Source organism: Marinobacter sp. L-80 (assembly GCF_056859395.1).
Genome location: NZ_JBSXOI010000046.1, coordinates 121335 through 131310 on the forward strand (window position 1 = coordinate 121335; position 9976 = coordinate 131310).

Below are 9976 nucleotides of genomic sequence, written 5' to 3' on the forward strand. Positions count from 1 at the left end.
TCCGCCACCCAAGGCACCATGGTATTCGCAGAAATTTGGGGAAAGTACACATGAGAATCGACAAGCTGACCAGCAAGCTGCAGACCGCCCTCGCGGACGCACAGTCCATCGCGGTCGGAAAGGATCACAACTTCATTGAGCCGGTGCACCTGATGCAGGCACTGCTTGATCAGGAAGGCAGCGCCATCAAACCCTTGCTCAAGCAGGCCGGCGCAGAGCCCGGACGCATTCGCCAGGCGATCGCCCGGGAGATCGAAAACCTGCCCGAAGTGCAGGGATCGGCCGGCGACGTCTCCATGTCCAATGACATGGGCCGGCTGTTCAACATTGCCGACAAGCTCGCCCAGAAACGCAAAGACCAGTACATCTCCAGTGAGCTCATGTTGCTGGCCGCCCTGGAAGATCGGGGTACTTTGGGTCGCGTACTTCGGGAGCAGGGTGTTGATAAAGCTGCCCTGGAAAAAGCGATTGACGACGTTCGCGGCGGTGAAGCCGTCAACGACGCCAGCGCCGAAGAAAACCGTCAGGCTCTGTCCAAATACACCATCGACCTTACCGAGCGAGCCGAGGCCGGCAAGCTGGACCCGGTAATCGGCCGCGATGATGAAATTCGCCGTACCATTCAGGTATTGCAGCGCCGCCGGAAGAACAACCCGGTTCTCATCGGTGAGCCCGGCGTTGGTAAAACCGCCATCGTCGAAGGGCTGGCCCAGCGTATCGTCAACGGCGAGGTGCCCGATGGCCTCAAGGACAAGAAGGTTCTGTCACTCGATATGGGTGCCCTTATTGCCGGCGCCAAGTTCCGGGGTGAGTTTGAAGAACGCCTGAAAGCTGTTCTGAACGAACTGTCCAAACAGGAAGGTCAGATCATCCTGTTCATCGACGAGATTCACACCATGGTTGGTGCCGGCAAGGCCGAAGGCTCCATGGATGCCGGTAATATGCTCAAGCCGGCGCTCGCTCGTGGCGAGCTGCACTGCGTGGGCGCGACTACCCTGGACGAATACCGTGAAAACATCGAAAAAGACGCCGCTCTTGAGCGTCGCTTCCAGAAAGTACTGGTCAGCGAACCCAGTGAGGAAGATACCATCGCCATCCTGCGGGGCCTGAAAGAGCGTTATGAAGTTCACCACGGGGTTGAGGTGACAGATGGCGCCATTATCGCCGCCGCCAAACTGTCGCATCGTTACATTGCCGACCGTCAGCTGCCGGACAAGGCCATTGACCTGGTGGACGAGGCCGCTTCCCAGATCCGGATGGAAATGGATTCGAAGCCCGAGGCCCTGGATCGTCTCGAACGTCGTCTGATTCAGTTGAAAATCGAGCGTGAGGCGCTCAAGAAAGAGACCGATGCTGCCTCGAAAAAACGCCTGTCGGAACTGTCCGATGTGATCACCGGTGTCGAGCGTGAGTACGCCGATCTGGAAGAAGTCTGGAATACCGAAAAGGCGGCATTGCACGGGTCCCAGAAGATCAAGAGCCGGTTGGAACAGGCCCGCATTGATCTGGAGAATGCCCGTCGTGCCGGTGACCTCGGCAAGATGTCTGAGCTCCAGTACGGGCAGATTCCTGAGCTTGAGCGCCAGCTGGATATGGCCAGCCAGGCAGAAATGATGGAAATGAAGCTGCTTCGCAACCGGGTAACCGACGAGGAAATCGCCGAGATTGTCTCCAAGTGGACCGGCATCCCGGTGTCCAAGATGCTCGAAGGTGAGCGCGATAAGCTCATGCGCATGGAAGAGGCGCTTCATGGTCGGGTTATCGGCCAGGATGAGGCGGTTGAAGCTGTTTCTAACGCGGTGCGTCGTTCCCGGGCCGGATTGTCCGACCCCAATCGTCCAAACGGTTCGTTCCTGTTTCTCGGCCCGACGGGTGTGGGTAAGACCGAGCTGTGTAAGGCGCTGGCGTCCTTCCTGTTCGATACCGAGGAAGCCATGGTTCGCATCGATATGTCCGAGTTCATGGAGAAGCATTCCGTGGCTCGCCTGATTGGTGCGCCCCCGGGCTACGTCGGCTACGAGGAAGGTGGCTACCTGACCGAAGCGGTCCGCCGTCGGCCGTATTCCGTGTTGCTGCTGGATGAGGTGGAAAAAGCCCATCCGGATGTGTTCAACATACTTTTGCAGGTACTTGAGGATGGTCGCCTGACTGACGGGCAGGGCAGGACCGTCGACTTCCGGAACACGGTCATTGTCATGACCTCAAACCTCGGCTCGGACATCATCCAGCAGAAAGCCGGCGAGGAGAGCTACGAGGTCATGAAGAATGCCGTCATGGAAGTCGTCGGCACTCATTTCCGCCCCGAGTTCATCAACCGCGTGGATGAAGTGGTGGTGTTCCACCCGCTGGCGGAGAGTCAAATCCAGGGCATTGCCCGGATTCAGATCGAGTCTCTGAGCAAGCGCCTGAAAGAGCAGGATATGAAGCTGGAGCTGGATGATGCTGCCATGGAGTTGTTGGCGGAAGTGGGCTATGACCCGGTCTACGGTGCCCGGCCGCTGAAGCGGGCCATCCAGCGGATGATCGAGAACCCGCTGGCCCAGAGGCTGCTAAAGGGAGAGTTTGTGTCGGGTGATGTCATTCGTGGCACAGTGAAGGACCACCACCTGGATTTCACCAAAGCCTGACCCGAGAGTCGGAGCTGAAGTCGGGGTCAGATGAAAGCTTTCATCTGACCCCATTTTTACATGTTCACATCGGTTCGCAATTATCTTCCGCCATTCGCTCAAGTTCTGCCCGTTTCTCGGCAAGCTCTTCCGGAGTCAGATAGCGCAGTTCGCCGTTTTCCTCAATCCGGATGCGGGCGTGGTTGGCAATTACCTCCAAGTTGGACCGGGCTGTCGCGCAATTTGCGTCGCGCTGTTTCCGGCGGGCCTCCTCAACGGCGGTCTCCTGGCGCTGCCTTGCCTCATCTTCCTGGTGTTCCTGCATATTCTGCAGACGCTCCTGGGGGCTCTGCCTGTTGCCAGACGCGTCGGAAGAGGTGCCGGAGCGAACATTGACTCGTTCGGCCTTTGAGCCCGTAGGCTGCCGGTCCCCAAAATGGGTAACCCCGTTTTCATCGGTCCATTTATAGACAGAGGCGCTCATGGCGACACCTGGTACAACGGCCAGTAATAAGGTCAGCGTCAGGATTTTTCTGTTCATGGCTCTACTCGCGTGTGTTCACTGCTCCCGGGCAGGCAGACAACCTGGATAAACCGGGCCCGTTTTTTCTCAGCTTATTATTCCCTATCATGCCACCAGTGTTGCGGATTTTCTTCTGTCTGGTTCAAATCTTTGTATCGGATTTGTGTCAAGTATGGCAGACCTTCGGCCAGTATAGGCACAGAAACCTGCAGCGGCTATTGACAGGGAGTTTCGCGCTGTCAGAATTACCGATTGCCTGAAGACTGGGGTCAATACGGCAGGCAATCCCGAGCGAGTATCCCCCATCAATTACCACACTGAACGCGCCGCGTATCCGTCGCGGGATGGTTGTTGCTTACGTGCAACCCGTTGATTGGCCGTTCTCCGCAACCCTCAGGAGGGCGGCTGGCCAGGAGACAACCTCTTAACAAGGTGTGGAGGAGCAGCCGGTTCCGCTTTCAAAAGAAGCATGGACACCGTGAATCCAGGCAACCGGGAGCCTTCCCGGCTCATTCACTCGTAGAAGAGGGTAGAAAATCGTGGAGTTATTGTCTGGCGCCGATATGCTGATCCGGTCCCTTCAAGATGAAGGTATCGAATACATATACGGCTATCCGGGTGGTGCAGCCCTTCATATTTATGATGCGCTGTTCAGGCAGGACAAAGTCAAGCACATTCTGGTAAGGCACGAGCAGGCGGCGGTCCACATGGCCGACGGTTATGCCCGTGCGACCGGAAAACCAGGTACCGTACTGGTGACCTCGGGTCCTGGAGCCACCAACACCATCACTGGCATTGCCACCGCATTCATGGATTCCATCCCCATGGTGGTTCTGTGCGGCCAGGTTGCGTCCACCCTCATCGGCGAGGACGCGTTCCAGGAAACCGATATGATGGGTGTCTCCCGTCCGGTGGTTAAGCACAATCTCAGTGTCCGTCATCCCGAGGAAATCCCGGAGATTATCCGTAAGGCGTATTATATTGCCGCGACCGGTCGCCCCGGTCCTGTGGTCGTGGATATTCCCAAGGATATGACCACGCCGAACGAGCGTTACGAGTACGCCTATCCCAAGAAGGTCAAACTGCGCTCCTACAACCCCGCTATTCGCGGCCATGCCGGTCAGATCAAGAAAGCGGTCGACATGATGCTGGCGGCGAAGCGCCCAATTATCTACGCAGGCGGTGGGGTTGTTCTGGGCAAGGCATCGGATCAGCTGACTGAGTTGGTACGGCTGCTGGGCTATCCGATCACCAATACCCTGATGGGCATTGGTTGTTACCCGGCCAGCGATAAACAGCACCTGGGCTGGCTTGGCATGCACGGCACGTACGAAGCCAACATGGCCATGCACCACTCGGATCTCATTCTCTGCGTGGGAGCCCGTTTTGATGATCGGGTGACCAATGCTACCGAGAAGTTCTGTCCGGGCGCGCGCATCATCCATATCGACATCGACCCGGCCTCGATTTCCAAAACCGTGGATGCCGATGTGCCCATCGTTGGCCCGGTTGACGCTGTGCTCAAGGAAATGCTGTCGCTGGTGAAGGAAGCCAAGGAAAAGCCGGACGCGGACGCAATTGCTTCCTGGTGGAAGCAGATTGACGAGTGGCGAGCATTCCATGGCATGCGCTATGAGACCAGCCCGGATGTGATCAAGCCCCAGGAAGTCATCGAAATGCTGTGTCGCTTGACCAACGGCGAAGCCTTCGTGACTTCCGATGTTGGTCAGCATCAGATGTTCGCGGCCCAGTACTACAAGTTCGATAAGCCCAACCGCTGGATCAATTCCGGTGGTCTCGGCACCATGGGCTTCGGCCTGCCGGCGGCCATGGGGGTAAAACTGACCCATCCGGACGACGAAGTGCTGTGCATTACCGGTGAGGGCAGTATCCAGATGAACATCCAGGAGCTGTCGACCTGCAAGCAGTACAACCTGCCGGTTAAGATCATTAATCTGAATAACCAGGCTCTGGGTATGGTCAAGCAATGGCAGGACATGAACTACGAGTCCCGTCATGCCGAGTCCTACATGGAATCACTCCCAGATTTCATCAAGCTGGCGGAAGCCTATGGGCACAAGGGTGTCCGGATTGAGAAGAAAGAAGATCTGGAAACCAAGCTGAAAGAAGTGCTGGCAATGAAGGACGATCTGGTGTTCGTGGATATTTACGTGGACCGCTTTGAGCACGTGTATCCGATGCAGGTTGCCCGGGGCTCCATGAAGGATATGTGGCTCAGCAAGACGGAGAGGGTCTGATCATGCGTCGAATCATTTCTGTTTTGCTTGAAAACGAGCCCGGCGCCCTGTCACGGGTTGTTGGTCTGTTTTCCCAGCGCAACTACAACATCGAAACGCTCACCGTGGCGCCAACCGAAGACGAGACGTTGTCCCGTCTGACGGTGACCACCACGGGGTCTGACAAGGTGATCGAACAGATCACCAAACAACTGAACAAGCTGATTGAAGTCGTCAAGCTGGTGGATCTCACCGAAGGCGCCCATATCGAACGCGAACTGATGCTGGTCAAGCTGAAAGCCACGGGTTCCCAGCGTGCCGAGATCAAGCGTACGGTGGACATTTTCCGCGGCCAGATCGTGGATGTGACCAGCTCCGTTTACACGGTTCAGTTGGCAGGTGACAGCGAGAAGCTGGACGGCTTTATTCAGGCCGTTGGCACGTCGGGCGTACTGGAAGTGGTGCGCAGCGGTGTATCCGGTATCGCCCGGGGCGAGAAGGTGCTCAGCCTTTAACGATTTCAAACAGGGTTTGAACAATATGGCTCTTCGGGGCCATCACAAATAACAGAGGTTTCTCATGCAGGTTTACTACGATAAGGATTGCGATCTTTCCATCATCCAGGGCAAGAAAGTTGCCATCATTGGTTTCGGCTCCCAGGGCCACGCTCACGCGTGCAACCTGAAAGAGTCCGGCGTTGACGTGACCGTGGGCCTGCGCCCGGGTTCTTCTTCCATCGCCAAGGCGGAAGCCTATGGTCTGAAGACCAGCGACGTACCGTCTGCCGTTGCCGCCGCCGACGTTGTCATGGTTCTGACTCCGGACGAATACCAGGCCCAGCTGTATAAGGCGGAAATCGAGCCGAATCTGCAGCAAGGCGCCACCCTGGCGTTCGCCCACGGCTTTGCTATCCATTACAACCAGATCGTTCCGCGTAAGGATCTGGACGTCATCATGATTGCTCCCAAGGCACCGGGCCACACCGTGCGCACCGAGTTCGCAAACGGCGGTGGTATTCCCGACCTGATCGCTATCTTCCAGGATTCCTCCGGCAACGCCAAGAATCTGGCTCTGTCCTACGCCAGCGGTATCGGTGGCGGCCGTACCGGCATCATCGAAACCACGTTCAAGGATGAGACCGAAACCGATCTGTTCGGTGAGCAGGCCGTTCTCTGCGGTGGTACCGTGGAGCTGGTTAAAGCGGCGTTCGAAACGCTCGTGGAAGGCGGTTATGAGCCCGAAATGGCGTACTTCGAGTGTCTGCACGAGCTGAAGTTGATCGTCGATCTGATGTACGAAGGCGGTATCGCCAACATGAACTACTCCATCTCCAATAACGCGGAGTATGGTGAGTATGTGACCGGTCCCGAAATCATCAACGAGCAGTCCCGTGAAGCGATGCGCAACGCGCTGAAGCGTATTCAGAGCGGCGAGTACGCCAAGATGTTTATCTCTGAAGGCGCTCTGAACTATCCGTCCATGACGGCGCGTCGTCGCCAGAACGCTGCCCACGAAATCGAAGTGGTTGGTGAAAAACTGCGCGGCATGATGCCCTGGATCTCCGCGAACAAGATCGTGGATAAGGACAAAAACTAAGCGGAATTCCGCCTGGTTTTGAAAAACGCGGCCCGGGTGGCCGCGTTTTTCGTATATACTCCGCCCAAACGCTTTCCGGAGTAATGGGAATGACTGAAGAAAGAAAATCCGCCGACGGCAAGCAGAACCCGGACTATGAAGTCGAGGCCGGGGAAGTGGTTGAAGAAGAGCTGGTAGGAGGTGCGCCCGTGCGCCGCAAGGGGATATATCTGCTTCCCAATGCGCTCACAACCGCTTCGCTGTTCTCAGGTTTCTACGCCATTGTTTCTGCCGCCAACGGCGTCTTTGACAATGCCGCCATCGCTATTTTTGTGTCGATGATTCTGGACGGTCTCGACGGCCGGGTCGCCCGGATGACCAATACCCAGAGTAAATTTGGTGAGGAGTACGACAGTCTGGCCGACATGGTGGCCTTCGGCGTCGCTCCCGGGCTGGTAGCCTTTTTCTGGTCACTGAACGCCTTCGACAAGGTTGGTTGGGCCATCACCTTTATCTACGTGGCTGGCGCCGCTTTGCGCCTGGCACGGTTCAATACCCAGATTGGCTCGGTCGATAAGAAGTTCTTTGTCGGCTTGCCGAGTCCGGCTGCGGCTGCCTGTGTCGCGGGCCTGGTCTGGTGTTTCCATCTTTTCGAACCGTCTACCTGGCTCACCTTGTTGACCATGTTTGTGGTCGGAGGTGCCGGTGTTTTGATGGTGAGCAATATTCTGTACCGCAGTTTCAAGGATCTGGACCTGCGTGGCCGTGTACCGTTTGCCGCCATTCTGCTTGTGGTGCTGGTTTTTGTAGTGATCGCGCTGGATCCTGCAACCGTATTGTTTACTGGATTTCTGATATACGCGTTGTCCGGCCCTGTTCGTGCGCTTTTCCGTGGCAAGCCACGGAAAGCTCCAGGCGCCGCTGACTGAGCACCCCTTCCGGGCCTCCTCAGTGAGGTCCGGGAATTTTCAAGACAGTCTCCGGTCAACGCCTTTGCTGGCTGATGCCCCGACGGAGACTTTCCATGCTCATCAAGAAACGCCCTTCCTGGGCTTTGCCTCATTCTGAAGTTACGCCCGAGTCTGTTTACCTGAACCGACGTCAATTTATGTCCGGCACCCTGGCTGTGGCCGCTGGCCTTTCAGTGCCCGGTCTGTTGTCGGCAGCGAAGCTTCCTGTCCCGGGAGAAGCGCTGGATTTTGTTCCGATGCCCGGCTTTTCCACCGACGAGGAGAAAACCCCTTTTGAGGACGTAACCCGTTACAACAACTTTTACGAGTTCGGCACTGGAAAAGGGGATCCGGCGAAGTACGCCGATGAGATGACCGTTGATCCCTGGTCCGTGGTTGTTGAAGGCGCATGTGATCGGCCCGGTGCGTATGCGTTGGAAGATCTGCTGAAACCTCACGAGTATCAGGAACGGGTGTATCGGCTTCGTTGTGTCGAGGCCTGGTCGATGGTGATTCCCTGGATCGGGATCCCCTTGGCCGACATTCTCAAGCGGCTCGAACCGACTTCCAGGGCGAAGTACGTCTATTTCGAGACCCTCTATGATCCGGACCAGATGCGAGGTCAGCGCTCGCTGTTCAGCACCATCGACTGGCCTTATCAGGAAGGTCTTCGCATGGACGAGGCAATGAACGAGTTAAGCTTCCTGGCTGTTGGGCTCTACGGCAAGACCATGCCAAACCAGAATGGCGCGCCTATCCGGCTGGTCGTGCCCTGGAAGTACGGTTTCAAGAGCATCAAGTCGATCGTCAAGATTCGCTTTCAGGAGGAGCGCCCCAAGACTACCTGGGAAATGCTTGCGCCCCAGGAGTATGGCTTCTATGCCAACGTGAACCCTGAAGTTGACCATCCGAGGTGGAGCCAGAAGCGGGAGCGCAGGCTGCCCTCTGGCTTGCTCTCTCCCAACTACATGGAAACCGTCAAGTTCAATGGTTATGGAGAACAGGTTGCCGATCTGTACAAGGGCATGGATTTGAGCAAGTTCTATTGATGAATGAGAAGCGTGTGCTGAACCAACCGGGGTTTGTGCTGGCGTTTCGCCTGCTGGTAGCGCTGCTCGCCAGCGTTCCCCTGTTGGTGCTGATTGCCAGCATTGCCAGCCAGTCCCTCGGCCCGGATCCCGGGCAAGAAGTAACAGAGTCGCTGGGCATCGCGGCATTTCAGTTATTGATTGCTACCTTATGCATGACACCGCTCAAGCGTTGGACAGGGTGGGGAGCGTGGATCCGGGTTCGCCGGATGCTTGGTCTGTTTGCGTTCTTTTATGCGGTGTTGCATGTATTGGCGTTTCTGCAGTTTATTCTTGGCTGGAGCGATCTATGGGCCACGTTCACCAAGCGGCCATATATCCTGGCGGGGGCGGTGTCTTTCCTTATGCTTGTGCCACTGGCGTTAACCTCAACAAAGGGGATGATGAGGCGGATGGGCCGGCAATGGAAAGCCTTGCATAAGCTGGTGTACCCGATTGCGATAGCGGCATGGGTTCATTTCATCTGGCAGTCCCGCAGTGACGTTGGAGAAATGGTGGTGTACGGCCTGATAATCGCAGTTCTGCTGGCGCTTCGTTGGAAATGGAGCGGGAGTCGCGCGCTGATTCCGTTTGTCAGAGGCTGATTTTGAGTAAAAAGAATACGATCTGATCACTGACTGATCAGGCGGATACGTGGAAACCGATACCGCTATAAATTAATTCAAAAACCTCGTTGACAGTTTTCCTGACGCCTGTAGAATGCGCACCACTTCTGAGGGACAAGCCACTCACAGCGGTTTTCCGAGCAGAAGTAACCGTTTGAAAGTACTGAAGAAAATGAGTTTTAAAATTCTTCGGATTAACGGTTGACAAGGCGGCGTTACGATGTAGAATACGCGGCCTTGATTGAGCAACCGCTCAAACGCTCTTTAAAAAGTTGACCAAGTAATTCGTGTGGGCGCTGGCCGAGGTATTTCGGATATGAAATATCAGGACAGTGACTCGTCGAAATTGAGTTTTGTCTTGAGCAAGAATAGAGAATCTTCGGATTCTTGTA

General features: G+C 56.1%; 8 protein-coding genes. 7 read left to right on the top strand and 1 reads right to left on the bottom strand.

The genetic code is table 11. The annotated features are described in order from the left end of the window. Positions 1-50: 50 nt before the first annotated feature. On the top strand, positions 51-2627 hold the full coding sequence (gene clpB / locus AC13E3_RS04760) for an ATP-dependent chaperone ClpB (protein ID WP_008170699.1): 2577 nt from the start codon (positions 51-53) through the stop codon (positions 2625-2627). A gap of 64 nt (positions 2628-2691) precedes the next feature. Here clpB and AC13E3_RS04765 read toward each other — a convergent pair whose 3' ends face one another. Next, complete coding sequence (locus AC13E3_RS04765) at positions 2692-3147, bottom strand: DUF4124 domain-containing protein (RefSeq protein WP_092034264.1); 456 nt, start codon at positions 3145-3147, stop codon at positions 2692-2694. Between the two features lie 521 nt (positions 3148-3668). On the opposite strand from AC13E3_RS04765, the gene AC13E3_RS04770 reads away from it, so the two are divergent. The 6 genes from AC13E3_RS04770 (at position 3669) to AC13E3_RS04795 (ending at position 9563) form a co-directional block, all read left to right on the top strand. Beyond that, positions 3669-5387, top strand: a complete 1719-nt coding sequence (locus AC13E3_RS04770) for an acetolactate synthase 3 large subunit (RefSeq protein ID WP_136630115.1) — start codon at positions 3669-3671, stop codon at positions 5385-5387. A 2-nt stretch (positions 5388-5389) separates the two neighbouring features. Next, positions 5390-5881, top strand: coding sequence for an acetolactate synthase small subunit (gene ilvN, locus AC13E3_RS04775; protein ID WP_008170692.1), 492 nt, complete (start codon positions 5390-5392; stop codon positions 5879-5881). 64 nt (positions 5882-5945) lie between these two features. Then, positions 5946-6962, top strand: a complete 1017-nt coding sequence (gene ilvC, locus AC13E3_RS04780; protein WP_008170689.1) for a ketol-acid reductoisomerase — start codon at positions 5946-5948, stop codon at positions 6960-6962. Between the two features lie 89 nt (positions 6963-7051). Next, complete coding sequence (pssA, locus tag AC13E3_RS04785; RefSeq protein ID WP_041644958.1) at positions 7052-7870, top strand: CDP-diacylglycerol--serine O-phosphatidyltransferase; 819 nt, start codon at positions 7052-7054, stop codon at positions 7868-7870. Between the two features lie 95 nt (positions 7871-7965). Further along, entirely contained in the window at positions 7966-8940 is a 975-nt protein-coding gene (gene msrP / locus AC13E3_RS04790) for a protein-methionine-sulfoxide reductase catalytic subunit MsrP (RefSeq protein ID WP_053114538.1), read from the top strand. After that, a complete protein-coding gene (locus AC13E3_RS04795) occupies positions 8940-9563 on the top strand; it encodes a protein-methionine-sulfoxide reductase heme-binding subunit MsrQ (RefSeq protein ID WP_008170683.1) in 624 nt (207 codons plus the stop codon). Before msrP ends, AC13E3_RS04795 begins: the two co-directional genes overlap by 1 nt. Positions 9564-9976: the final 413 nt, after the last annotated feature.

Coding starts and splice junctions, on each gene's coding strand:
- clpB (WP_008170699.1), top strand. CDS start 51: ATGAGAATCGACAAGCTGACCAGCAAGCTGCAGACCGCCCTCGCGGAC.
- AC13E3_RS04795 (WP_008170683.1), top strand. CDS start 8,940: ATGAATGAGAAGCGTGTGCTGAACCAACCGGGGTTTGTGCTGGCGTTT.
- ilvC (WP_008170689.1), top strand. CDS start 5,946: ATGCAGGTTTACTACGATAAGGATTGCGATCTTTCCATCATCCAGGGC.
- pssA (WP_041644958.1), top strand. CDS start 7,052: ATGACTGAAGAAAGAAAATCCGCCGACGGCAAGCAGAACCCGGACTAT.
- msrP (WP_053114538.1), top strand. CDS start 7,966: ATGCTCATCAAGAAACGCCCTTCCTGGGCTTTGCCTCATTCTGAAGTT.
- ilvN (WP_008170692.1), top strand. CDS start 5,390: ATGCGTCGAATCATTTCTGTTTTGCTTGAAAACGAGCCCGGCGCCCTG.
- AC13E3_RS04765 (WP_092034264.1), bottom strand. CDS start 3,147: ATGAACAGAAAAATCCTGACGCTGACCTTATTACTGGCCGTTGTACCA.